This is a genomic window from Rhodococcus sp. PBTS 1, assembly GCF_001620025.1.
GTDB lineage: Bacteria > Actinomycetota > Actinomycetes > Mycobacteriales > Mycobacteriaceae > Rhodococcoides > Rhodococcoides kroppenstedtii.
Genome location: NZ_CP015219.1, coordinates 2,607,424 through 2,630,657, shown reverse-complemented (window position 1 = coordinate 2,630,657; position 23,234 = coordinate 2,607,424). Strand labels below are relative to the sequence as shown.

At 71.1% G+C, this 23,234-nt stretch carries 23 protein-coding genes; 10 read left to right on the top strand and 13 right to left on the bottom strand.

Annotated elements, in window-relative coordinates; genetic code table 11:
- Positions 1-3: 3 nt before the first annotated feature.
- From A3Q40_RS11880 to A3Q40_RS11870, 3 genes are all read right to left on the bottom strand, one after another.
- Positions 4-1,125 carry a thiolase family protein gene (locus tag A3Q40_RS11880; protein WP_068102450.1) on the bottom strand — a complete coding sequence of 374 codons (1,122 nt, stop codon included), beginning with the start codon at positions 1,123-1,125 and terminating at the stop codon, positions 4-6.
- Entirely contained in the window at positions 1,122-1,703 is a 582-nt protein-coding gene (locus tag A3Q40_RS11875) for a biotin transporter BioY (protein WP_068102448.1), read from the bottom strand. Before A3Q40_RS11875 ends, A3Q40_RS11880 begins: the two co-directional genes overlap by 4 nt.
- Before the next feature lie 69 nt (positions 1,704-1,772).
- Positions 1,773-2,759 (bottom strand): NAD-dependent epimerase/dehydratase family protein, encoded by a 987-nt coding sequence (locus tag A3Q40_RS11870; protein ID WP_068102446.1) that lies wholly within the window; start codon positions 2,757-2,759, stop codon positions 1,773-1,775.
- 65 nt (positions 2,760-2,824) lie between these two features.
- On the opposite strand from A3Q40_RS11870, the gene A3Q40_RS11865 reads away from it, so the two are divergent.
- Positions 2,825-3,949, top strand: a complete 1,125-nt coding sequence (locus A3Q40_RS11865) for a class I SAM-dependent methyltransferase (RefSeq protein ID WP_068102444.1) — start codon at positions 2,825-2,827, stop codon at positions 3,947-3,949.
- Positions 3,950-3,978: 29 nt separating this feature from the next.
- Here A3Q40_RS11865 and A3Q40_RS11860 read toward each other — a convergent pair whose 3' ends face one another.
- On the bottom strand, positions 3,979-4,443 hold the full coding sequence (locus A3Q40_RS11860) for a hypothetical protein (RefSeq protein WP_068102443.1): 465 nt from the start codon (positions 4,441-4,443) through the stop codon (positions 3,979-3,981).
- Positions 4,444-4,663: 220 nt separating this feature from the next.
- Between A3Q40_RS11860 and A3Q40_RS11855 the strand changes: the two genes are divergently transcribed.
- Positions 4,664-5,506, top strand: a complete 843-nt coding sequence (locus A3Q40_RS11855) for a Bax inhibitor-1/YccA family protein (protein ID WP_068102441.1) — start codon at positions 4,664-4,666, stop codon at positions 5,504-5,506.
- Between the two features lie 231 nt (positions 5,507-5,737).
- Here the strand turns inward: A3Q40_RS11855 and A3Q40_RS11850 are convergent, their stop codons facing one another.
- The gene (locus A3Q40_RS11850; protein ID WP_068102439.1) at positions 5,738-6,955 is read right to left on the bottom strand and encodes an acetyl-CoA C-acetyltransferase; all 1,218 of its coding nucleotides are present in this window, start codon (positions 6,953-6,955) and stop codon (positions 5,738-5,740) included.
- Positions 6,956-7,015: 60 nt separating this feature from the next.
- Positions 7,016-8,011 (bottom strand): SGNH/GDSL hydrolase family protein, encoded by a 996-nt coding sequence (locus A3Q40_RS11845; protein ID WP_068102437.1) that lies wholly within the window; start codon positions 8,009-8,011, stop codon positions 7,016-7,018.
- 44 nt (positions 8,012-8,055) lie between these two features.
- Here A3Q40_RS11845 and A3Q40_RS11840 point away from each other — a divergent pair, with 44 nt between their 5' ends.
- The 3 genes from A3Q40_RS11840 to ilvA are packed head-to-tail and all read left to right on the top strand — an operon-like array spanning position 8,056 to position 11,934.
- On the top strand, positions 8,056-9,441 hold the full coding sequence (locus A3Q40_RS11840) for a cystathionine beta-synthase (protein WP_068102435.1): 1,386 nt from the start codon (positions 8,056-8,058) through the stop codon (positions 9,439-9,441).
- Positions 9,442-9,478: 37 nt separating this feature from the next.
- Complete coding sequence (locus A3Q40_RS11835) at positions 9,479-10,663, top strand: cystathionine gamma-synthase (RefSeq protein ID WP_068102433.1); 1,185 nt, start codon at positions 9,479-9,481, stop codon at positions 10,661-10,663.
- Positions 10,664-10,716: 53 nt separating this feature from the next.
- On the top strand, positions 10,717-11,934 hold the full coding sequence (gene ilvA, locus A3Q40_RS11830) for a threonine ammonia-lyase (protein WP_068102431.1): 1,218 nt from the start codon (positions 10,717-10,719) through the stop codon (positions 11,932-11,934).
- Between the two features lie 16 nt (positions 11,935-11,950).
- Here the strand turns inward: ilvA and A3Q40_RS11825 are convergent, their stop codons facing one another.
- From A3Q40_RS11825 to A3Q40_RS11815, 3 genes are all read right to left on the bottom strand, one after another.
- The gene (locus tag A3Q40_RS11825; RefSeq protein WP_068102429.1) at positions 11,951-12,568 is read right to left on the bottom strand and encodes an FAD:protein FMN transferase; all 618 of its coding nucleotides are present in this window, start codon (positions 12,566-12,568) and stop codon (positions 11,951-11,953) included.
- Between the two features lie 207 nt (positions 12,569-12,775).
- The gene (gene greA / locus A3Q40_RS11820) at positions 12,776-13,270 is read right to left on the bottom strand and encodes a transcription elongation factor GreA (RefSeq protein WP_068106064.1); all 495 of its coding nucleotides are present in this window, start codon (positions 13,268-13,270) and stop codon (positions 12,776-12,778) included.
- A gap of 280 nt (positions 13,271-13,550) precedes the next feature.
- Entirely contained in the window at positions 13,551-13,991 is a 441-nt protein-coding gene (locus A3Q40_RS11815) for a DUF4307 domain-containing protein (RefSeq protein ID WP_068102427.1), read from the bottom strand.
- A gap of 133 nt (positions 13,992-14,124) precedes the next feature.
- Here A3Q40_RS11815 and mca point away from each other — a divergent pair, with 133 nt between their 5' ends.
- Genes mca through A3Q40_RS11800 form a run of 3 tightly spaced genes read left to right on the top strand, consistent with a single transcriptional unit; the run spans position 14,125 to position 17,275 of the window.
- Complete coding sequence (gene mca / locus A3Q40_RS11810; RefSeq protein WP_068106061.1) at positions 14,125-14,979, top strand: mycothiol conjugate amidase Mca; 855 nt, start codon at positions 14,125-14,127, stop codon at positions 14,977-14,979.
- Positions 14,976-15,221, top strand: a complete 246-nt coding sequence (locus tag A3Q40_RS11805) for a hypothetical protein (protein WP_235606285.1) — start codon at positions 14,976-14,978, stop codon at positions 15,219-15,221. Before mca ends, A3Q40_RS11805 begins: the two co-directional genes overlap by 4 nt.
- Before the next feature lie 38 nt (positions 15,222-15,259).
- Positions 15,260-17,275 (top strand): thioredoxin domain-containing protein, encoded by a 2,016-nt coding sequence (locus A3Q40_RS11800; RefSeq protein ID WP_068102425.1) that lies wholly within the window; start codon positions 15,260-15,262, stop codon positions 17,273-17,275.
- Positions 17,276-17,297: 22 nt separating this feature from the next.
- Here A3Q40_RS11800 and trhA read toward each other — a convergent pair whose 3' ends face one another.
- Genes trhA through A3Q40_RS11785 form a run of 3 tightly spaced genes read right to left on the bottom strand, consistent with a single transcriptional unit; the run spans position 17,298 to position 20,041 of the window.
- Positions 17,298-17,966 carry a PAQR family membrane homeostasis protein TrhA gene (gene trhA, locus A3Q40_RS11795; protein ID WP_068102423.1) on the bottom strand — a complete coding sequence of 223 codons (669 nt, stop codon included), beginning with the start codon at positions 17,964-17,966 and terminating at the stop codon, positions 17,298-17,300.
- A 45-nt stretch (positions 17,967-18,011) separates the two neighbouring features.
- Positions 18,012-19,610, bottom strand: a complete 1,599-nt coding sequence (locus A3Q40_RS11790; RefSeq protein ID WP_068102422.1) for a phytoene desaturase family protein — start codon at positions 19,608-19,610, stop codon at positions 18,012-18,014.
- The gene (locus A3Q40_RS11785) at positions 19,607-20,041 is read right to left on the bottom strand and encodes an SRPBCC family protein (RefSeq protein ID WP_068102420.1); all 435 of its coding nucleotides are present in this window, start codon (positions 20,039-20,041) and stop codon (positions 19,607-19,609) included. Before A3Q40_RS11785 ends, A3Q40_RS11790 begins: the two co-directional genes overlap by 4 nt.
- Before the next feature lie 146 nt (positions 20,042-20,187).
- Between A3Q40_RS11785 and A3Q40_RS11780 the strand changes: the two genes are divergently transcribed.
- Positions 20,188-20,955 (top strand): isoprenyl transferase, encoded by a 768-nt coding sequence (locus A3Q40_RS11780; RefSeq protein ID WP_068102418.1) that lies wholly within the window; start codon positions 20,188-20,190, stop codon positions 20,953-20,955.
- A 6-nt stretch (positions 20,956-20,961) separates the two neighbouring features.
- On the opposite strand, the gene coaA is transcribed toward A3Q40_RS11780, so the two are convergent.
- Positions 20,962-21,894, bottom strand: a complete 933-nt coding sequence (coaA, locus tag A3Q40_RS11775) for a type I pantothenate kinase (RefSeq protein ID WP_068102416.1) — start codon at positions 21,892-21,894, stop codon at positions 20,962-20,964.
- Positions 21,895-21,986: 92 nt separating this feature from the next.
- Between coaA and A3Q40_RS11770 the strand changes: the two genes are divergently transcribed.
- Positions 21,987-23,180, top strand: coding sequence for a hypothetical protein (locus A3Q40_RS11770; protein WP_068102414.1), 1,194 nt, complete (start codon positions 21,987-21,989; stop codon positions 23,178-23,180).
- Positions 23,181-23,234 lie beyond the last annotated feature (54 nt).

The window sequence follows — 23,234 nt, the reverse complement described above, 5'->3', positions numbered from 1 at the left end:
CCGTCACGCGTCGATTCTCTCGACGACCATGGCGATGCCCTGGCCGCCGCCGATCGCGCAGGCCGCCAGCCCGAGCGCCGAGGGGAGTCCGTCGCCACGCGTCATACGAGCAGCCAACCGCACGAGCAGCAGCGCCCCCGACGCGCCCCACGGATGACCCAGCGCGATCGCGCCGCCGCCCTGACACACGCGGTCCGGATCGAGGCCCGCCCGATCGATCACGGCGAGGGCGACCGAGGCGAAGGCCTCGGTGATCTCGATCGTGCCGACGTCGTCGACCGTGCAGCCGGCCCGTCGCAACGCCGCGTCGATCGCCGGCACCGGCGCCAGGCCGGGCAGCGCCGGGTCCGCACCGGCGACGGCCCACGAGCGCACCGCCAGGCACGGGCCCTCGGCCCGATCGCGCGTCGTCACGGCCAGCACCGCGGCGCCGTCCGAGATCCCGCAGGAGTTGCCCGCCGTCGCCGTCCCGCCCTCGCCGAACGCGGCGGGCAGTCGGGCCAGCCGCTCCGCGGTCAGTCCCGCACGGATGCGGCGGTCCCGCGTCTCGCCGCGCACCGGCACGATCTCGGCGGAGAAATTCGCGGCCGCGGCCAGACTGTGCGAGCGGGCCGCGTACGCGTCCTGCTGCGCGCGGGTGATGCCCAGGACACGGGCCAGATCGTCGGCCGCGGGACCCATGTCGGGGTCGGGCGTTCCGGCCGGGGTGAACGGCGCGCGGGTGTACCGCGTCGGAGGTTCGTCGCCGACCGGCGGTCGGAAGCGCCACGGGGCGGAGCTCGCCGACTCGACGCCGCCGGCGAGAACGAGGTCCGCATCACCGGCCCGGACCCGCGACGCCGCCTGCCCGACGGCGTCCAGTCCCGATCCGCACTGCCGGTCCACCGTGACTCCCGGGACGCGATGGCCGAGGCCGGCCTGCAGAGCGGCGACGCGGGCGACGTCGCCGCCGGGCCCGAGGCAGTTGCCGAGCACGACGTCGTCGATCGGGCCGAGGTGCGCCACCCGGCCGACCACGTCGTCGATCACCGCCGCGGCCAGATCGGCCGCGGTGACATCGCGGAACGCATGACCCGCGATGCCGACGGGGGTGCGACGCGCGGCGAGAAGGACGGGGTCGCTCACACCGCGGTCGTCGTGCGTCGCGGCGCGATCAGACCCGGGTAGGCGCGGTGCACACCCTTGGCGACCACGGTGGCGACGACGACCTTGATCAGGTCGCCGGGGATGTAGGCGCCGGTGGAGGCGATGGCCGCGCCGACGCCGAGATCGGTGCGCAGGAGAAGTCCGAGAACACCGAAGACGTAGATGACGACGATGCCACCGACGGCGTTGACGGCCAGCCCGGCCCACAACGGGTACCGGGGAACGATCAGCCGGGTCGCGGCACCGATGACGAACGCACCGACGACCCAGCCGACGAGATAACCGACCGTCGGCCCGGCGAAGACGCCCAGTCCGCCGCGGCCTCCGGAGAGCAGGGGCAGGCCGAGCGCGACGAGGGCGAGCAGCACGAGGACGGCGCCGGCGCCCTTGCGTGCCCCGAGCACCGCGCCGGCGAGGATCACGCCGAGCGTCTGCAGCGTGATCGGGACGCCGCTGATGCCGACGGTGATGGCGCCCGGGAGTCCCAGGGCCGCGATGAGGGCGGCGAACACGGCGATCTGCGCGAGGTCACGGGCGGTCGAGCGGGACGAGGACACCGGGGCTCCTGTGGTGGTCGACGGACGACTTGAACGGTGTTCAAGTCGGCTCAACCTAGCAGGACCCGATCAGAGCGATGCGACGAGTTCGTCCAACGTGGCCTTGGAGGAGTACCGCGGATGCCACCCCAGCTCGCGCTTGGCCTTCGAGGTGTCCATTACCACGGACGTCCGGGCGACGTGAATCCACTCGACCAACGACGGAACGAACGGCAGTCGTCGCAGCGTCGCCGAGGCCGCGGTGCCCAGCACGGCCGGGACCCGGACCGGTATCGCGCCGAGAGCGGAGGCGACCGTCGACAACGTCACCGTCCCGTCACCGGCGATGTTGAACGCGCCCGGCTCGGCGTCGGTGGTGACGGTGACGGCGATCGCCGCCGCGACGTCGTCGTGATGAACCAGTTGCAGCGGGTGGCCCGGATCGGGGAAGACGGGCCCCGGGACCTTGCCGACCAGCGTTCCGAGCGGGCCCGGCAGCGCGGACGCGAGCTGCCGCCACGGCATCGAGTCCGCGAGTGCCGGTGCCTTCGGGCCCGCGACGATGCACGGTCGGAGCACGAAGACCTCGAGGTCGGACCCGCCCGTCACCTCGGTGAGCACTCGTTCGAGTTCGGCCTTCTGCTCGGAGTAGTAGTGCTCCGCGGACCCGCGCGTGGGAGTGTCCTCGGTGAGCGGGGTGCGGTTGTCCGGGTGGTAGCCGTACGCGGCCACCGACGAGGTGTAGACCAGACGCGTCGGGCGCGGCGCCGCCACCGTCGCCTCGAAGACGTTCCGAGTGCCCTCGAGGTTGATGCGGGCGCTCTCGGTACGCGAGCCCATGATGAGGAACGCGAGATGCACGACGACGTCCGCGTCGGCCACGAAATCCTCGACCGCCGCACGGTCGAGGATGTCGCCCTGGCGGTACTCCGTCTTGGTCCACCCGTGCGCAGCCGGGTCGAACGGTCGACGGGCCATGCCCAGGATCCGCTCGACACCCGGGTCGCGCTCGAGTGCGTCGACGGTCGAGATCCCGATCTCGCCGGTCGGTCCGGTGACGGCCACGGTGATTCCCATCACCGAGACATGCCCCCTCACGAGCCGGTTCAAGCCGGGCGATCCCGAGTGCGAGGATCGCAGTCATGACAGACGTCGCGGAGGTCCTCGCGTCCCTGCGTCGGGCACCCGACGTCGAGGCCGACAATCTGACCGCCGTCGATGCGTCCGATCGCCTGATCCTCACCGAGGCCGACGCGGCGCTCGCCGAGGTGGACGGCGACCGCGTGGCGGTGATCGGCGATCGGTACGGGGCCCTGACCCTCGGCGCCGCGGCCGCACACGGACTCACCGGAATGCGGGTGCATCAGGATCCGATCACCGGCGAGCAGGCGACGGCGCGCAACGCCGCCCGGCTGGGTTTGGCGTCGGCGTACCGCAGTCACGGACTCGACGAGGCGCTGGTGCGGGGTGCACGCGTGGTCCTGCTGCAGTTGCCGCGCAGCCTCGCCGAGCTGACCGAGATCGCGGAAACCGTGGCGCGCTGGGCCGACCCGGCGGTGACGGTGTACTCCGCGGGCCGGCTCAAGCACATGTCACGGTCGATGAACGACGTGCTCGCGCGCAGCTTCGGCGAGGTGATCGCCACCCGCGCCGCCCAGAAGTCGCGCGGACTGATCGCGCGCGGACCGGTGCGCACGGACCCGCCGACGTACCCCGCCCGCACGACGGTGCCCGAACTCGGGCTGACCGTCGTTGCCCACGGCGCCGTCTTCGCCAGCGGCGCCCTCGACCGCGGCACCCGCGTGCTCCTGCGACACGTCGATCGCATCGCGCCGGACGCCCGCCGGGTGGTCGACCTCGGCTGCGGCACCGGGCTGCTCGCGATCGCGGCCGCCCGCGCTCGGCCGAACGCGGAGGTGATCGCGAGCGACCGGTCCGCCGCCGCCGTGGCGTCCGCGCGGGCGACCGCCGACCTGGCGGGGGTGACCCTCACCGTGCGACGCGAGGACGCCCTCGCCGACGAGCCCGACGCCGGTGTCGACGTGGTGCTGTGCAACCCGCCGTTCCACGAGCACACGGCCGTCCACACCGGCGGCGCGGAGAAACTCGTCCGCGCCGCCGCGCGGGTCCTGCGGCCGGGTGGGGAGATGTGGACCGTTTACAACGGTCACCTGCACTACCGAGGGTTGTTGGCGCGCACCGTCGGTCCGACGGAGATCGTGGACCGAACCCCGAAATTCGTCGTCACGCGGAGCGTGCGGGTGTGACGGTCACGCGGAGCGTGCGGGTGTGACGGTCACTCGAAGAAGGACCCCGCGTCCTCGGGGGTGCCGTCGATCTGTCCTCGGTGCGACGCCGAGTTCTCCACCACGACGCCGTCGACGATCTCGGCGTCCTTCTCCGGATCCGCCGCGTCGGTCCCGTCGTCTCTTGCGATGTAGTCGTTCTCGTCGGGACTGTCCACGACGCGGTCGACGAGGTCCTCGGTCAGGTCGTCGTCGGGCGTTGCCGCGACGGGGACGTCGGGTGCGTCCTCGGGTTGGACGTCGGGGACCTCCTCGGCGAGCTTCTGGTCGAGGGACTCGCCGTCGCGCGCCTCGCGTTCCGTGGTGCCGAACTTGTCCGCCTCGGCCCAGGAGTCCGGCGGGGTCACCACGTCGTCGACGTCGTCGGTTCCGCGCACTTCGTCGGAATCCAGGCTCTCGCTCGGATCGAGGGTGTCGCCCGGGCCGTCTTCGATGCCGCCGTCTTCGATACTCATTCCCGTTCTGTTTCCGGTCGGCCGAGGGGCGAAACCCACGCCCCACTCGGGCTTCGACACGCCTCGGCGGGCCACGCCCTAGTACAGTCCGTTTTGTCCGATCGATGTCCGGCCGCCGGGAACTCTCCGGCGGGGCCGGGCGTTGAACGGTTCGACAGGCGACCGACACCGCCGCCGACGGCGAGCGGAGTCGATCCACACACGAAAGGGATGAGACACGGTGCGCACTTCCAGCAACCCGGTGTTCCGCAATCTGCCCAAGCAGACGGGGGGCGGGTACGCCTCCTTCGGTTCGGCCGCCGCCGGTGCCGGAGCGGCCACCCAGCAGTTCGGTCAGCCGGCCCCGCAGCCGTACACCACCGCGGATTCGCAGCGGGCCATGACGATCGACGACGTGGTCACCAAGACCGGTGTCACGCTCGGCGTCCTCACCGTGACGGCGATCATCTCCTACGTCATGGCGAGCAACAATCCGAGTCTGGCCCCGATGTTCGTCATCGGCGGCGGCCTGATCGGGTTCGTCCTGGTCCTCGTGGCCACCTTCGGTCGCAAGATGGACAACCCGGCGATCGTGCTCGCCTACGCGGCCTTCGAGGGCTTCTTCCTCGGTGCGCTGTCGCTGATGTTCACCTCGATCCAGTTCGGCGGCGTCGGAGGCAGCGCACTCATCGCGCAGGCGGTGCTCGGCACGTTCGGTGTGTTCTTCGGCATGCTGGTCGTCTACAAGACCGGTGCCATCCGCGTCACGCCCCGCCTGACCCGCATGGTCGTCGGCGCTCTCATCGGCGTCGTCGTGCTCATGCTCGGCAACCTGATCGCGTCGTTCTTCACCCCCGGCGGCCTCGGCCTGCGCGACGGCGGCACTCTCGCGATCATCTTCAGCCTCGTCTGCATCGGTATCGCCGCGTTCAGCTTCCTGCTGGACTTCGATCAGGCGGACCAGCTCATCCGCGCCCAGGCTCCGGCCAAGGCGGCCTGGGGTGTGGCCCTCGGCCTCACCATCACCCTGGTCTGGCTCTACATCGAGATCCTGCGCCTGCTGAGCTACTTCCAGAACGACTAGCTCCACACGCACACCAGCCCCCGACCTCGTGGTCGGGGGCTGGTGTCGTTCGGGGGGTGTCGTTCCGGGGGTGTGGTTCCGGGGGAGGAGCAAGCCGGGCGACGGCGATGCCCGAGCCGTGGGCTCGACTCGCGCACCGGCGCCGGGTGCTAGCGGGGCACCTGAGCCTCACCATTCCCGGTCCCGGAGGCGTTCAACCCTGGTCGGGAACCGGGTGGTGGGACCGGCGCGTCAGCTGAGGCGCTCGAGCACCATCGCCATGCCCTGGCCGCCGCCGACGCACATGGTCTCGAGGCCGAACTGCTTGTCGTGCGCGCGGAGGTTGTTCAGCAGCGTCGCGGTGATCCGCGCGCCCGTCATACCGAACGGGTGACCCAGCGCGATGGCACCGCCGGACACGTTGAGCTTGTCCTCGTCGATCTTCAACTCTCGGGCCGACCCGATGACCTGCACCGCGAACGCCTCGTTGATCTCGACCAGATCGATGTCGTCGATCGTCTTGCCGGCCAACGCCAGTGCCTTCTTCGACGCCTCGATCGGTCCGAGACCCATGATCTCGGGTGACAGGCCGGAGACGCCGGTGGACACGATGCGCGCCAGCGGGGTCAGGCCCAACTCCTTCGCCTTGGTGTCCGACATGATCACGAGCGCGGCGGCGCCGTCGTTCAGCGGGCACGCGTTGCCGGCGGTGATGGTGCCGTCGGGACGGAAGACCGGCTTCAGGCCCGAGATCTTCTCGTACGTGGTGCCCGCACGGGGGCCGTCGTCGGTCGACACGACGGTGCCGTCGGGCAGGGTGACGGGGGTGATCTCGTTCTCGAAGTGACCCCGAGCGATGGCCTCCTCGGCGCGGTTCTGGCTCCGCACGCCCCAGTGGTCCTGCTCCTCGCGGGTGATGCCCGTGATCTGGGCGACGTTCTCCGCCGTCTGGCCCATGGCGATGTAGGCGTCGGGCAGCAGGCCGTCCTCGCGGGGGTCGGACCAGGTCTGTCCACCCTGCGCCAGCTTCTCGGTGCGGGCCTGCGCATCGGCGTAGATGGGGTTGTGGGTGTCGGGGAGGGAGTCCGAGGTGCCCTTGACGAAACGCGACACCGTCTCGACGCCGGCGGAAACGAACACGTCGCCCTCGCCCGCCTTGATGGCGTGCAGGGCCATGCGGGTGGTCTGGAGCGACGACGAGCAGTACCGCGTGATGGTGGTGCCCGGCAGGAAGTCGTATCCCAGCTGGATCGCGACGTTGCGGCCCAGGTTGAAGCCCTGCTCGCCGCCGGGGAGGCCCACACCCATGATCAGGTCGTCGATTTCGGTGGGGTCGAGGGCGGGCACCTGCGCCAGCGCCGCGGCGACCATCTGCGCGGCGAGGTCGTCGGGACGGATGTCCTTGAGCGACCCCTTCATGGCGCGTCCGATGGGGGAGCGGGCGACGGACACGATCACGGCCTCTGGCATGGGATTCCCTTCGTCTTCGAACAACTCGGTGGTGTGACGCGATAGTGGAACACGGTTCTGTTAGTCGAGACTAACCCGTGGCCCCCACCGCAGGACACGTCTGTTGGCCGCGGCGGTCAGGCGGGACACCACCCGGCGCTGTTCCGCGACCTCCGACCTGGCCGGCAGCGTCGGCAGGGGACCGCCCGACCACTCTCCCAAGGCGGCGGCGAGGACGGGCAGGATCTGACGCGCGGCCAGTTCGTATCCGGCCGCCGACGGGTGGAACCGGTCCGCGGAGAACAGGCGGTCCGGGGCGGCCAGGAATTCCGGCGCCAGCAGGTCCGCGAGGGCGACGGGATGTCCGCCCGCGGCAAGGGTCGCCGACGTCTGGGCCCGTGCGAGCCGGTGGCCCCAGGTGCGGACGACGCTGCGCAGCGGCTGCGGGATCGCCGTCACCACCCCGAGATCCGGGCAGGTTCCCACCACGACGACGGTGCCCTCGGCGCGGAGGCGGCGCACCGCCGTCCCCAATCGCGCCGCCGACGCCGCGACGGCGTGTTTCTTGGTGACGTCGTTCGCGCCGATGAAGATCACCGCGGCGTCCGGCGGCCGGCCCGCCACCAGCATCGCGTCGACCTGCCCCTCGAGACCTTTCGACGTCGCGCCGGGAATGGCTTTCGTCGACAAGCGGATTCGCTTCCCGGTCTCGTCCGCCAGACCGCGCGCGACCAGCACGCCCGGGACCTCCTGCGGTGCGGTGCAGCCCATGCCCGCCGCGGTGGAGTCCCCGAAGATCATCAGATGCAGATCCGCGGCCACGCCGGGGCGCCACCGTTCCGGTCGCTCGTCGCCCGGCCCGTACACGCCGTCGGCCTCCGGCGGCTTCGCGGTGGTGCGGCCGATGACGGTGCGCGCGGCGGCGGCCTGGGCCAGTAGATGGCGGTAGGCCGCCCACGAGAGGGTCGTCGCGCCGGAACCGGCGACCACCGTCGCCGCGCCGGCCTTCGCAGCGCTACGCCACCCCCCGAAGCCTCCGAACCCGGTTCCCGTCGAACGCCCCGCCTGCCCAGTCACGTGTCCGATTCTAGGTGCGCGCCGGAGTCTGGGATGATGGCCACATGCGCATTGCGAACAGCGTCGTCGACCTCATCGGCAACACCCCGCTGGTGAAGCTGAACACCGTCGTGGCCCCGGGATCGGCCCTGCTGGCGGCCAAGATCGAGTACCTCAACCCGGGTGGCAGCTCGAAGGACCGCATCGCGGTGAAGATGATCGACGCCGCCGAGGCGGCCGGCGAGCTGAAGCCCGGCGGCACCATCGTCGAGCCGACGTCGGGCAACACCGGCGTCGGACTCGCCCTGGTCGCGCAGCAACGCGGCTACAAGTGCGTCTTCGTGTGCCCGGACAAGGTCGGCGAGGACAAGCGCAACGTCCTGCGCGCCTACGGCGCCCAGGTGGTCGTGTGCCCGACCGCCGTCGCGCCGGAGGATCCGAACAGCTACTACAGCGTCTCCGATCGCCTGGTGCGCGAGATCGAGGGCGCCTGGAAGCCCAACCAGTACGCCAACCCCGGCGGGCCGCAGAGTCACTACGAAACCACCGGACCCGAGATCTGGGCCGACACGGACGGCAAGATCACGCACTTCGTGGCGGGCGTCGGCACCGGCGGCACCATCACCGGCACCGGTCGCTACCTCAAGGAGATGTCCGGCGGGAAGGTCAAGATCATCGGCGCCGACCCCGAGGGCTCGGTGTACTCGGGCGGCACGGGTCGGCCCTACCTGGTCGAGGGCGTCGGTGAGGACTTCTGGCCGTCGGCGTACGACCCGTCGATTCCCGACGAGATCATCGCCGTCTCCGACGCCGACTCGTTCGAGATGACGCGTCGCCTCGCCCGTGAGGAAGGTCTGCTCGTCGGCGGATCCTGCGGCATGGCGATGGTGGCGGCTCTGCAGGTCGCCGAGCGCGAGGGGCCCGACGCTCTGGTCGTGGTGCTGCTGCCCGACGGTGGCCGCGGCTACCTCGGCAAGATCTTCAACGACAAGTGGATGAGTTCCTACGGCTTCCTGCGTACCCCCCTCGAGGGCGAGAAGGTCGAGCCGACCGTCGGCGACGTGCTGCGCGGCAAGTCCGGCGCGCTGCCGGACCTCGTGCACACCCACCCGTCGGAGACGCTGCGCGACGCCATCGAGATCCTGCGCGAGTACGGCGTCTCGCAGATGCCCGTCGTCGGGGCGGAGCCGCCGGTCATGGCCGGTGAGGTCGCCGGCAGCGTCAGCGAGCGGGATCTGCTCTCGGCCGTGTTCGAGGGTCGCGCGGCCCTCTCCGACGCGGTGTCGGAACACATGAGCGCCCCGTTCCCGTTGATCGGTGCGGGCGAGTCCGTCACCGCGGCCACCAAGCAGCTCGGGGACACCGACGCCGTCATGGTCGTCGAGGACGGCAAGCCCGTCGGGGTCATCACCCGACACGATCTGCTCGGGTTCGTCAGCGCGGGCAGCTAGACACGCCACGAGCGACACACGACGAGGGAGAGACGAGATGACCGACAGCAGCGCGTCCACCGATCGGACCGCGTCGACGAACGCGGGGCAGGGATTCGCCACCCGTGCCGTGCACGCCGGATATGAGCCGGATCCCCTGACGGGCGCGGTCAACGTCCCCATCTACGCCTCGAGCACGTTCGCCCAGGACGGCGTCGGCGGGATGCGCAGCGGGTTCGAGTACGCGCGCACCGGTAATCCCACCCGGCGACCGCTGGAGGCGAACCTCGCCGCGCTGGAGGAGGGGCGGTACGGGCGCGCGTTCTCGTCGGGCATGGCCGCGACGGACTGCGCCCTGCGGACGGTCCTGCGGCCGGGCGATCACCTGGTGATCCCGAACGATGCGTACGGCGGCACCTTCCGCCTCATCGACAAGGTGTTCACGCACTGGAACATCGAGTACTCGGTGGCGCCGGTCTCGAACGTCGACGCCGTGCGCGAGGCCATCCGACCGAACACCAAGCTGGTGTGGGTCGAGACGCCGACCAACCCGCTCCTCAACGTCGGCGACATCGCCGCGCTGTCCGAAGTGGCGCACGGAGCCGGTGCGAAGCTGTTGGTGGACAACACCTTCGCCTCGCCGTACCTGCAGCAGCCGCTGACCCTCGGCGCGGACATCGTCCTGCACTCGACCACCAAGTACATCGGTGGTCACTCGGACGTCGTCGGCGGCGCGCTCGTCACCGACGACGAGGAACTCGACGCCGGGTTCGCCTTCCTGCAGAACGGCGCGGGCGGCGTGCCCGGGCCGTTCGACGCCTTCCTGACGCTGCGCGGCATCAAGACGCTCGCCCTGCGCATGGAGAAGCACAGCGACAACGCCGAGCGTGTCGTCGAGCTGCTCTCGGGACACCCCGCCGTCGCGTCGGTGATCTACCCGGGCTCGCCGGAGCACCCGTCGCACGACGTCGCCGCGCGCCAGATGCGCCGCTTCGGCGGCATGGTCTCGGTGCGGTTGAAGGGCGGCCGCGAGGCGGCCCTGGACCTGTGCAAGCGCACCGAGGTGTTCGCGCTGGCCGAATCACTCGGCGGTGTCGAGTCGCTCATCGAGCATCCCGGCGCGATGACCCACGCCTCGACGGCCGGATCGCTGCTCGAGGTGCCGGACGATCTGGTGCGGCTCTCGGTGGGCATCGAGGACGCGGCGGATCTGGTGGCCGACCTGGAGAACGCGCTGGGCTGACGGCTCTGCAGGTCTCACGGCTCTGCAGGTCTGACGGCTCTAGAGTTCGGGTCATGGAACTGTTGACCCGAGAGGGGCTCGACCGCGCTACCACGCGGTTGGCCCCCGTCATGCGCCGCACACCCCTGGTGGCCTCCCGTGTCCTGTCCGATCGCACGGGCCGTGAGGTCTGGCTCAAGTGCGAGAACCTCCAACGCACGGGATCGTTCAAGCCGCGCGGCGCGTACAACCGCATCGCCGGCCTGACCGACGCCGAGCGAGCCCGCGGGGTGGTCGCCGCCAGCGCCGGCAATCACGCGCAGGGGGTGGCCTGGGCGGCCGCCGAAGTCGGGGCCGCGTCGACGGTGTTCATGCCGGAAGGGGCGCCGCTGCCCAAACTGGTGGCCACCCGCTCCTACGGCGCGCAGATCCACCAGGTCGGCTCCACGGTGGACGACGCGCTGGTGGCGGCCTTGGCGTTCGCCGAGGAGACCGGGGCGGTGCTGATCCACCCGTTCGACCACCTCGACGTCGTCGCCGGCCAGGCGACCGTGGGTCGGGAGATCCTGGATCAGATGCCGTCGGTGGGAGCCATCGTCGTCCCCACCGGGGGCGGCGGACTGGTCGCCGGCATCGCGGCCGCCGTCGCGCTCGACGAGCGCACGGTGCCGGTGGTGGGTGTGCAGGCCGCGCAGGCCGCCGCCTGGCCGAGCTCGCTCGCGGCCGGGACGCCCACGCCCGCCGAACGGATGTCCACGATGGCCGACGGCATCGCCGTCGGCCGGCCGGGCGACGTTCCGTTCGCGCACGTCTCCGCTCTCGGTGACCGCATGCTCACCGTCAGCGAGGACGCCCTGTCACGAGCACTGCTGCTGTGCATGGAGCGAGCGAAACTCATCGTCGAGGCCGCGGGCGCCGCCGCGGTCGCGGCCCTGATGGATCATCCGTCGGAGATTCCGGGCGACGGGCCCGTGGTGGCGGTGCTCTCGGGCGGCAACATCGACCCGCTGCTGCTCACCCATGTGGTGGCGCACGGACTGCGCGCCGCCGGTCGCTACCTCACGGTGCGCATCGTGATTCCGGACCGGCCCGGCGGACTGCTCGGCGTGCTCGGTGTGGCTCGGGACGCCGCGGCCAGCGTGGTCGACGTCGTCCACGCCCGCACCGCGGGGCGTCTCGCTTTGGACGAGGTGGAGGTCGTGATGACCCTGGAGACGAGAGGACCGGATCACCGGGAAGCCGTGCTCGCGGCCTTCGCCACGGCCGGATTCGAGGTCGCCGTCCAGGAGTAGGGCGGGCCGAGCCGGGTCAGGCGGCGAAGACCGCGGCCGCCGCCTGCTCCGCCACCCGGCGCGCCACCTCGGCGGCCTCGCGGGTGAGGGCGACGCTGCCCGACGCGAGGGTGACGGCGCGGCGGTCGGCGCCGTCCGCGACGGTGATCTGCCAACCCTGGACAGGCTCGGGCCCGGCGGCGGCGACGTGATCGGCCATCGAGACCAGGACGCCGCACCCGAACCGGCGGGCGACGGTCTCGGCGACTCGCGCCACGGCCACCGCGGGTGCGGTGGCAGCGAGGTCGAGGGTGGCGAATCCGGGGAGACGCACTGCGGTGCCGTCGAATTCGACCTCGCGGAACGAGGCGTCACGGACCGGATCGACGGCGCCGTCGGTGGACTCGGCGGCCTCGAGGGCGATGCGCAGGTGGTCGGCGAACGCAGCGCCGACGCGGACGGTGCGGCCGAAGGAGCGGTTGAGCCGCTGCAACTCCGACGTGGAACGCTCGGTGCTGAAGACCTCGCAGGCGGCGTCGAGCTCGGCCCGCGCGAACGCGGCGGCGTCGATGACGCGCGTGGGGTCGGTGACGACCACGCGGACGTGGTGGCCGTCGATGTCGAACCCGGCGAATGCCTTCGTGGCGAGAGTCATGTGTTGTCGCACCTCCACAGATCGCATCGCTTCGGCGGCCACCGAGCGTTACACCGCCCGGGCGACTCGTGACTCGTCACAACCGGACCGTCGTCGTTCGGCGGTGTGCGGCCAGGATGGACCCGATGCCCGGGAAAACCCCGGGAACGCGAACCGACCCCGTGTCCGACGGACACGGGGCCGGCGAGGCGCTCGATCGGGTGGGGCTCAGGAGTGGTAGGGCTCGGCGCTGACGAGCGTGACCTTCATGGTCTTGCCGTTGGGCAGCGTGTACTCCCGGGTGTCACCGACGGTGGCGTCGATCAAGGCGCCGCCGAGGGGGGAGTTGGGGGAGTAGACCTCGAGCTTGCCGTCACGGGCGCCCTCCTCGCGCGTGGCGATGAGGAAGGTCTCGGTGTCCGACTCGTCGCCGTCGTAGAAGACCTTCACCACGGAACCGGGAAGGGCCACGCCGGACCGCGTGGGCGCCTCGCCGACCTTCGCGTTGTTGAGCAGCTCCTGCAGCTGGCGGATGCGCGCCTCCTGCTGACCCTGCTCCTCGCGCGCGGCGTGGTAGCCACCGTTCTCCTTGAGGTCGCCTTCCTCGCGACGCTCGTTGATCTCGGCGGCGATGACCGGCCGGTTGGCGATGAGCTGGTCGAGTTCGCCCTTGAGCCTGTCGTGCGACTCCTGGGTCAGCCAGGTCACCTGGGTCTCGCTCATCTCGATCACTCCTTCGTTGTCAGACGGTGTCGGCCGGCGCCGGGACGGCGTCGGCGGCCGAGGGCCGCCCACACGTGAAAAGCGAGCCCGCGCGTCGCGCGGGCTCGTGGTGACGGGCCCGTCCGGTCCGGTCGGCCGTCCCCGGTCTGTCGAGGACGGTGGCGGTGGGACCCGTCTATGCAGCAATACACGGCTCAACCCGTGAGCCGTGTACGAAACGAACTTACCACGAATCGGACCCGGGAGTTCCGTCGTCGGACACCGGACCGTCGCGTCGTCGTCACCCGCGGGTGAGGTACTCCGGCACCGTCAGGCTGCATCCGTACAGGTCGGCGAGCCCGGGCGGGGCCGACGTGATCACCTCCGTGCGGATGTCCTCGGTGCCGTTCGGCGACGCCGGGATCAGAACCTCGCGCCGCCCGGTCTCGGAGCCGTCGCGCGAACGGGATCGCACGATGCAGACGGCGGGCTCCGACGGGTCGTCGCGGGTGACCGACAGGCGCACGTCCACCCGATCGTCGGACACGATCTCGAAGGACACCAGGGTGCCGTCGATGTCGGGCGTCGTGAATTTCGTGTAGCCGAGGTAGGCGATCCCGACGCCGAGGGCGACGACCAGCAGGGTCAGCGTCACCGCGAGCACCCGCGACGGTGTGCGGCCGCGGTCCTCGGGGTACCGACCCTCGGGAAGGGCTCGACCGGTCGGGGGCGTGGTGCTCATCGACGACGAACCTACCGGCCCCGCGCCCCGGACGAATCCGGAGGTGGGGAAGTGGGACAATCGGAGTGTGCGCCGGTCGGGGCACGGACGAACCATCGTGCGAAAGAGAGCTGACGTGAGCGGACTGCGATTGATGGCAGTGCACGCGCATCCGGACGACGAGTCCAGCAAGGGTGCGGCCACGATGGCGCGTTACGCGGCCGAGGGACACGAGGTGCTCGTGGTGACGCTCACCGGCGGTGAGCGCGGCGACATTCTCAACCCCGCGATGGACATCCCGGGTGTCCGCGAGCGACTCCCGGAGGTGCGCCGCGAGGAGATGGCCGCGGCCGCCGCCGTTCTCGGGGTGCAGCAGACCTGGCTCGGCTTCGTCGATTCCGGGTTGCCCGAGGGTGACCCGCTGCCGCCGCTTCCCGAGGACTGCTTCGCCCTGGTCCCGCTCGAGGTGTCGACGGAAGCTCTGGTGAGGGTCGTTCGCGAGTTCCGCCCGCACGTGATGACCACCTACGACGAGAAGGGTGGGTACCCGCACCCCGATCACATCCGGTGCCACGAGGTCTCGGTCGCGGCGTACGAGGCCGCCGCCGATCCCGAGCAGTTCCCGGACGCCGGCCCGGCGTGGGAGGTCTCGAAGCTCTACTACTCGCACGGGTTCATCCGTCAGCGCATGCAGCTCTTCCACGACGAACTGCTCGCCCGCGGGGAGGAGAGCCCGTTCGCCGAGTGGCTCGAGCAGTGGTCGAAGGACCGCGACGAGATCATGGGCCGGGTCACCACCCAGGTCGAATGCGCGGACTTCTTCGACGCCCGGGACGACGCGCTGCGCGCACATCGGACGCAGATCGACCCCAACGGCCGGTTCTTCGCCGTCCCCACCGAACTGCAGCGCAAGCTCTGGCCGACGGAGGAGTACGAGCTCGCGCGGACGCGAGTGCGGACCTCCCTGCCCGAGAACGACCTCTTCGCCGGAATCGAGGGCGCGTCGTGACCACCGCTCTGGGGTTCGCGATCCTGGCCCAGAACACCACGGGACCGGAATTCGGCAAGGCGTCGCCCGTCGGTTTGGTGATCATCGCGCTGCTTCTGGTGGGCACGGCGCTGCTCGTACGGTCGATGAACGGGCACATGAAGAAGCTGCCGTCGTCGTTCGAGCCGACCGATCCGACCCCCGACCAGGCGGCCGACGAGGGCACCGACCGCGGCGGCCTCGGCCCCGATCCGCGCGGCTGACCGGGTTCGAGGTGTCCACACGGGGGAACGTCTCCGGCGTGGATCCCCGCGCGCGCAACACGCTGACCGAGTCGACCAGTCCCTACCTCCGCCAGCACGCGGACAATCCGGTGCACTGGCAGCAGTGGACCGACGACGCCCTGGCGTGGGCACGCGAGCGGGACGTGCCGGTGTTGCTCTCGATCGGCTACTCCGCCTGCCATTGGTGTCACGTGATGGCCCACGAGTCCTTCGAGGACGAGGCGACGGCGGCCCTGATGAACGAGCACTTCGTCTGCATCAAGGTCGACCGCGAGGAGCGGCCCGACCTCGACGCGGTGTACATGAACGCGACGGTCGCGATGACCGGTCAGGGCGGGTGGCCCATGACCGTGTTCCTGACCCCGGACGGCGAGCCCTTCTACTGCGGGACGTACTTCCCGCCGACGCCCCGGCAGGGCATGCCGTCCTTCCCGCAGCTGCTCACCGCGATCACCGACACCTGGGTGACCCGCCGTGACGAGGTGACCACCGCGTCCGCCTCGATCGTGGCCGAACTGCGGCGCGGATCGACCGGCGTGCCGATGGGTGAGCGCGCCGTGGACGCCGCGCTGCTCGATCACGCCGTCGCCGGGGTTCTCACCGCCGAGGACACCGAGCGTGGCGGGTTCGGCCCGGCGCCGAAGTTTCCGCCGTCGGCCCTGGCGGAGGCGCTGCTTCGGCACGTCGAACGGACGGGATCGGACGCGGCGGAGGCCACGCTCGACCGCACCCTGGCGGCGATGGTGCGCGGCGGGTTGTACGACCAGCTCGCGGGCGGATTCGCCCGCTACTGCGTCGACGCGGACTGGGTGGTTCCCCACTTCGAGAAGATGCTCTACGACAACGGGTTGCTGCTGCGCGTCCTCGCCCACGCGGCCCGACGCGGCGACGCCCTCGCGGCCCGCGCCGCGGCGGAGACGGCGGACTTCCTGATTCGCGATCTCGGAACCGACGACGGGTGCTTCGCGTCGGCGCTCGACGCCGATACCGACGGCGTCGAGGGCCTCACCTACGTGTGGACGCCGGCGCAGCTGCGGGACGCGCTCGGCGATGCCGACGGTGCGGCGGCCGCCGAGCTGTTCGGGGTGACGGACAACGGAACCTTCGAGCACGGCACGTCGGTTCTGCAACTGCGTGCCGATCCGGCCGACGCCGCGTGGTTCGACGACGTGCGTGGACGCCTGGCGGCCGTCCGCGCGACGCGTCCGCAGCCGGGCCGCGACGACAAGGTGGTCACCGCCTGGAACGCCTTCGCCGTCACCGCGCTCGCGGAAGGTGGTGCGGCGCTGGGGGAGTGGACGTGGGTCGAGGCGGCGGCGCGGTGCGCGGAGACGTTGGTCTCGCGTCACGTGGTCGACGGCCGGCTCCGCCGCGCCTCGCTGGGCGGCGAGGTCGGTGCCGCCGCGGCAGTCCTCGAGGACCACGGGGCGCTGGCGACGGCGCTGGCCGCGCTGCACCAGGCCACCGGTGAGCGACGCTGGCTGACGGCCGCGCAGGACGTCCTCGACACGGCGCTGGCGCACTTCGCCGACCGGGAGCGGCCCGGCGCGTGGTTCGACACCGCCGACGACGCGGAGCAGTTGGTGACCCGGCCGTCGGATCCGCTCGACGGGGCGACGCCGTCCGGTGCGGCCCTCCTCACGGAGGCCCTGCTGACGGTGTCCGCGCTGACCGATCCCGCGCGAGCGGCCCGCTACCGCGAGGCGGCGGACCTGTCCCTGGCCCGCGCGTCGATCCTGCTCGAACGGGCTCCGCGGTCGGCCGGGCACTGGCTCGCCGTGGCCGAGGCGGCCGTGGCGGGACCGCTGCAGGTGGCGGTCGCGACGACCGCCCCGAGCTCGACGTTGGCGGCCCTCGCCCGACAGCAGGCCCCCGGCGGCACGGTGGTGGTGGCGGGCAGCCCGGAGTCCACGCCGCTGCTCGCGGACCGTCCGACCGTCGACGGCCGCGACACCGCCTATGTCTGCCGCGGCTTCGTCTGCGACCGGCCGGTCACCGACGAGGTGGACCTGCGGGCTCTGCTCGGCGCCTGACCCCACCGGCCGTCGGTCACGGTCAGCGCAGCAGGACCAACCACACCGCGATGTAGTGGCAGATCGCCGCGATCACCGTCGCGGCGTGGAAGAACTCGTGGTGACCGAAGGTGGTGGGCCAGGGGTCGGGCCACTTGGTGGCGTACAGGATGCCGCCGACGCTGTAGAAGATGCCGCCGGCCAGCAGCAGGGCCATCGGCGCGATCCCGACGGCGTCGGTCAGGGTGCCGGCGACGGGCACGATCGCCCAGCCGAGCAGGAGGTAGAGCGGGACGCCGAGCCACCGCGGCGCCGCGGGCCAGATCATCTTGAGGGCGACACCGGCGACGGCGCCGGCCCACACCACGATCAGCAGCACCTTGCCGGTCGACCAGGGGAGGCCGAGGACGGCGAACGGCGTGTAGCTCCCGGCGATGAACAGGAAGATCATCGAGTGGTCGGCGCGCTTCATCCACACGCGGCTCCGCGGCCTCGCCCACTGCACGCGGTGATAGGTGGCGCTGGTGCCGAACAGCCCGCACGTGGCGAGGGCGTAGACGGCCACGGCGGGGCCGGCGCCGGGGGGTCCCGCGGCGAGGGCCACCGAGACCAACACGATTCCGCAGATCACGGAGACGCCGAAGGCGTAGAGGTGGATCCAGCCCCGCATGCGGGGCTTGACCGGCAGCTCGTCGATCCCGAAAGCAGTCACGAACCTACGCTAGCGTAACTTCGCGAGGCGCGGCCGTGTCTCCGCTCACCGGAGCACCAGTTCGAGCAGGGCCCCGACGGCGCGCCGCCGAACCGCACCGACCGGACCGGAGTCGGCCAGAGCGGCCTTCGCCGCGGACAGGCCGGGAGCGCCGGACACGCCTCCGCCGGGATGCGCGGACGCGCTCCCGAGGTACAGACGCTGCACCGGCGTCTCGGCGCGCCCCAGGCCCGGCGACGGGCGGAACACGAGCTGCTGCTGGATCTGCGCCGTGCCACCGTTGACGGCGCCGCCGAACAGGTTGGCGTCGGAGCGGGTGAGGTCCGACGGGCGTTGCACGTGCTTGCCGACGATCGACGCCGCGAAGCCCGGCGCGTGCTCCTCCAGTACGGTGTCCACGCGCGCGGCCAACAGATCGGCGGACGCGTCGTCGACGACCCCGCGGGGCAGGTGGGTGTAGGCCCACGCGCTCTCGGTGCCCGCCGGGGAGCGCGTGGGATCGGCCGTCGTCATCTGTCCGAACAGCATGAAGGGGCGCTCCGGGATCCGGCCGGTCACGAGGTCGGCGTTCCACCGGACCAGGCCGTCGTCGTCGGCGCCGACGTGGACCGTGCCCGCGCCGTTCAGGCTGGCCGACCGCCACGGGATCGGCGCGTCGAGCGCGTAGTTCACCTTGACGACGGGGGTGTCCCACTCGAACGTCTCGAGGTCGCGGTGGACCCGCGCAGGCACCGCGTCGTGCGGGAGGAGCGAGCCGTAGAGCGCCGGGGCCGAGACGTCGGCGATCACGGCGCGCCGCGCGCGATAGTGCTCGCCGCCCGCGGTCCGCACCCCCGTCGCCACCCCGCCGGAGACGTCGACACGCACCACCGGCGCGTCGTACACGACCCGCGCGCCGGGTCGTTCGGCCCGGCGTACCAGGGCGGCCGCCAACTCGCCGGCCCCGCCGACCGGCACGGGATAGCCGACGTCCTGGGCGAGCATGGTGAGCAGGTAACCGAGGATTCCGCTGGCCGGAGCGTCCGTGGGCACGTCGGCGTGCATGGCGTTGCCGAGCAGGAGGCACCGCGCCGCCTCGCTGTGGAACAGCTCGTGCGCCATGGCGCGAGCCGGCAGCAGAGCGAAACGCAGGAATCGCAGCGTCTCCGCCGTCCCGAGCCGCCGGAACAGCTGGGTCGCGCCGCGGACCGGGGGGAACGCGCTGCCGAACAGCGAGTGCAGCAGCGGATCGCGGATCCGGTTCCACTGCTCGACCACCTGCATCCACGCGTCGCCGTCGCGGGGATCGTGCCGCGCCAGCATGGCCGCGGTGTCCTCCGGGCGGTGATGGATGACGGGCGCGTCCTCGTCGTCGGGCGAGCGCGGGTGCCCGTAGGCGCGCGGTGCGTGCGTCCACCGCAGCCCGACCCGGTCGAGTTCGAGCGCGAGCATCGCCGGCGACGAGACGCCCAGCGGATAGAACGCGCTGTAGAGGTCGCTGACGTAGCCCGGCGTCAGCTCGGCGCTGCGGATGGCGCCGCCCGGTGTCGACGACGCCTCCAGGACGACGACGTCCCACCCGGCGTCCGCGAGCGCCGCGGCCGCGACCAGCCCGTTGTGGCCGGCGCCGATCACGAGGGCGTCGGCGGTGACGACCGGGGTCACCGCGTCGCGCGTTCGGCGAGGAAGGCGAGTCGACGCAGGGCTTCGGTGTTGCGCGGGTACACCGCGAGATGTTGCACGGTATCGGGTACCCACTCGAAGGGCGCCGAGGCGGCATGTTCGATCATCTCGATCCGGCACCCGGTCGGTGTCGGGTGCAGTCGGAGGATGATCTCCGCCCGCCCGGCCGGCAGGGCCCGCGCCTCCAGGACCAGCTCCCGGCGGTCGATCATGCGGCGCACCACCGTCACGTCGTCGACCACGAACGGCCAGAGCCCGAACGAATGGTGGATCCGGGACCCGATGTGCGGCCATCGCGGATCGACCGCGCGGATACGGGAGGCGCCGACGACCCACATGCCGTAGCTCCACCCGTCGGTCAGCACCGACCACACGGCATCGACATCGGCAGTGGTGTCGCGAACGACGGTCATGGGGCTCACTTCCTCGGGTGACGGGGCGGTCGACGGTGTTCCTTCTCGACGGACCGACTACCCGGGGAGGCCGAGAAGAATCCGGTACGGGCGTAGGGTGATTCCTCGGTCGTGTGCCCCAGGTCGACAAGACGGTGAGGAGTCGGGTGAAAGCTCGAGGTCTGCTGTACACGCTGTACGAGCGTCGTCTGGTTCGACAGCTCGACGGCGCGCAGCATCCCCGGCACATCGCGGTCATGTGCGACGGCAACCGCCGCTGGGCCCGCGAGAACGGCTTCACCGACGTCAGTCACGGCCACCGCATGGGTGCGCTGAAGATCGCGGAACTGCTCACCTGGTGCGACCTCGCCGGCATCGACATGGCCACCATCTACCTCCTCTCGACGGAAAACCTGCGTCGGGATCCGGAGGAGATCGACTCGCTGCTCGAGATCATCACCGACGTCGTCGAGGAGATTTCCGGGCCGTCGATGAACTGGAGCGTCAAGATCGTCGGCACGCTCGATCTGCTGCCCCCCGAGTCGGCGCGCCGGCTGCAGGACGCCGCCGCGCGGACCGTCGGCCGGTCGGGCACCCACGTCAACGTCGCGGTCGGGTACGGCGGACGGCAGGAGATCACCGACGCCGTTCGATCCCTCGTCACGGAGAAGCTCGACGACGGACTGGGCGGTCGGTCGCTGGTGGACTCGATCACCGTCGACGCCATCGATGCCCACCTCTACACGTCGGGCCAGCCCGATCCCGACCTGGTGATCCGGACGTCCGGCGAACAACGGCTGTCGGGGTTCCTGCTGTGGCAGAGCGCCTACTCGGAGATCTGGTTCACCGAGGCCTACTGGCCGGAGTTTCGGCGCGTGGACTTCCTGCGGGCGCTACGGGACTTCGCGCGGCGGCACCGCCGGTTCGGCGTCTGAGGCTCGTCAGAGCTTCCGCAGCCGAAGCCGATTGATCGCGTGATCGGAGTCCTTGCGCAGCACCAGAGTCGCGCGCGGCCGGGTCGGGAGGATGTTCTCCACGAGGTTCGGCCGGTTGATGGACTGCCAGATGTCCGCCGCCGCCATCCGGGCGTGCTCGTCGGACAGCCCCGAATAGTGGTGGAAGTGTGAGGCCGGGTCGGCGAACGACGTCTTGCGCAGCGCCAGGAATCGGCTGATGTACCACTGCTCGATGTCCTCGATGCGGGCGTCGACGTAGATCGAGAAGTCGAACAGGTCCGACACCATGAGCCGGGGTCCGGTCTGAAGGACGTTCAGCCCCTCGATGAGGAGGATGTCGGGCTGGCGCACCTCGGTGAACGCGCCGGGCACGATGTCGTAGGAGACGTGCGAGTACACCGGCGCGCGCGCCGATTCCGCGCCGGACTTCACCTCGGTGACGAAGCGCAGCAGCTTGCGGCGATCGTACGAGTCCGGAAAACCCTTGCGGTGCATGATGCCTCGACGGATGAGTTCGGCCGAGGGATAGAGGAACCCGTCCGTCGTCACGAGGTCGACGCGCGGGTGATGCTCCCATCGGGAGAGCAGTGCCTGCAGGACGCGGGCCGTCGTGGACTTGCCCACCGCGACGCTGCCGGCGATGCCGATCACGAAGGGCACCTGGCGGTCCGGCGTCTGCTCGCCGAGGAACGTCGCGGTGGCGGCGAACAGACGTTGACGCGCGGCGACCTGCAAATGGATCAACCGGGACAGCGGCAGGTAGACCTCCGCGACCTCGTCCAGGTCGATCTGCTCGCCCAGGCCGCGCAGCCCGGTCAGCTCGTCCTCGGTCAGCACGAGGGGGGTCGCCTTGCGCAGCGTGCGCCACTGTCGGCGATCGAACTCCACGTACGGACTCGACTCGCTCATCCGGGACACGCTGCCTCCATTCACGAACGGTGCCGAAGGAAATAGTGCCGGGTGGCGGCGGTCGGGCGTAACCCGGGTGGGCCGACGTAGGGTCGATCATCGTGGACGCCGACGATTTCGTGACCGAGTACCTCACGCTGGGACTGTCCTTCGACCGGCTCGAAGAGGGTTTCGTCGACGCCTTCACCGGTGACTCGGCGCTGCGCCGCGCGGTCGAGAGCGCGCCGACGCCGGACCCGCGCACCCTGGCCCGTCGGGCGGGCGACCTCCGCGCCGCGCTGCCGGCGGTCGACCTCACGGCCGACCGCGCGTCGTTCCTCGACGCCCATCTACGGGCGCTCGAGTGCTCCGCGCGGAAACTGGCGGGAGACGAGATCGGGTTCGTCGACGAGGTCCGCGCCTACTTCGACATCGACATCGCGCTCGGCGACCAGGACGACTACCGGGCCGCCCATCACCGTCTGGACGAGGTGCTGCCCGGAGCGGGCTCGCTGACCGAGCGCATGCGGGCCCACCGCGCGTCGGACGAGATTCCGCCGGAGCGGCTCGCTGCGTGTGTGGAGGCGTTCTCGAGCGCCCTGCGGGACGAGGTGCGGCGCCGGTACCCGCTGCCCGACACCGAGCAGGTCACCTACGAGGTGGTGGGGGACAAGCCGTGGTCCGGCTTCAACTACTACCTCGGCGACTACCGGTCGACGGTGGCGATCAACTCGGATCTGAAGCAACACATGGCGCACCTGCCGCGGCTGATCGCACACGAGTCCTATCCCGGCCACCACACCGAGCACTGCCGCAAGGAGGCCGGGCTGGTGGCGACGGCCGGTCAGCAGGAGCAGACGATCTTTCTGGTCAACACCCCGCAGTGCCTCATGGCGGAGGGGCTGGCGGACCTCGCGCTCGAGTCTCTGATCGGGCCGGGGTGGGGAGCGTGGGCGCAGGAGATCTACGCCGATCTCGGCCTGCGATTCGACGGTGCGCGCGCCGAAGCGGTGCACACCGCGTCCGCGGGTCTGCTCGGCGTCCGGCAGGACGCGGCGTTGATGCTGCACGATCAGCACCGGAGCCACGACGACGTCGCGTCGTTCCTCGAGCGGTGGTCGCTGACGACGTCGGAGCGGGCCCGCCAGTCGTTGCGGTTCCTGACCTCGCCGCTGTGGCGGGCGTACATCTCCACCTACGTCGAGGGCTACCGCTTGCTCGGGGGGTGGCTCGATCGCGCGGACACCGCCGACGAGCGCAGCGCCCGGTTCGCCCGACTTCTCGACGAACCCCTGATCCCGTCCGGATTGCGCTGATCGGCTGCGCCTAGACTGGTCGCACGCCTGCTCGACCCCGATGACCGCTCGTCC

Bases quoted from the DNA above. Each gene is read 5' to 3' on its own strand.
- A3Q40_RS11815 (WP_068102427.1), bottom strand. From the start codon at position 13,991: ATGAGCACCACGCCCCCGACCGGTCGAGCCCTTCCCGAGGGTCGGTAC.
- A3Q40_RS11785 (WP_068102420.1), bottom strand. From the start codon at position 20,041: ATGACCGTCGTTCGCGACACCACTGCCGATGTCGATGCCGTGTGGTCG.
- A3Q40_RS11860 (WP_068102443.1), bottom strand. From the start codon at position 4,443: ATGAGTATCGAAGACGGCGGCATCGAAGACGGCCCGGGCGACACCCTC.
- A3Q40_RS11850 (WP_068102439.1), bottom strand. From the start codon at position 6,955: ATGCCAGAGGCCGTGATCGTGTCCGTCGCCCGCTCCCCCATCGGACGC.
- A3Q40_RS11835 (WP_068102433.1), top strand. From the start codon at position 9,479: ATGACCGACAGCAGCGCGTCCACCGATCGGACCGCGTCGACGAACGCG.
- A3Q40_RS11865 (WP_068102444.1), top strand. From the start codon at position 2,825: ATGACAGACGTCGCGGAGGTCCTCGCGTCCCTGCGTCGGGCACCCGAC.
- A3Q40_RS11825 (WP_068102429.1), bottom strand. From the start codon at position 12,568: ATGACTCTCGCCACGAAGGCATTCGCCGGGTTCGACATCGACGGCCAC.
- A3Q40_RS11870 (WP_068102446.1), bottom strand. From the start codon at position 2,759: ATGGGAATCACCGTGGCCGTCACCGGACCGACCGGCGAGATCGGGATC.
- mca (WP_068106061.1), top strand. From the start codon at position 14,125: ATGGCAGTGCACGCGCATCCGGACGACGAGTCCAGCAAGGGTGCGGCC.
- ilvA (WP_068102431.1), top strand. From the start codon at position 10,717: ATGGAACTGTTGACCCGAGAGGGGCTCGACCGCGCTACCACGCGGTTG.
- A3Q40_RS11840 (WP_068102435.1), top strand. From the start codon at position 8,056: ATGCGCATTGCGAACAGCGTCGTCGACCTCATCGGCAACACCCCGCTG.
- greA (WP_068106064.1), bottom strand. From the start codon at position 13,270: ATGAGCGAGACCCAGGTGACCTGGCTGACCCAGGAGTCGCACGACAGG.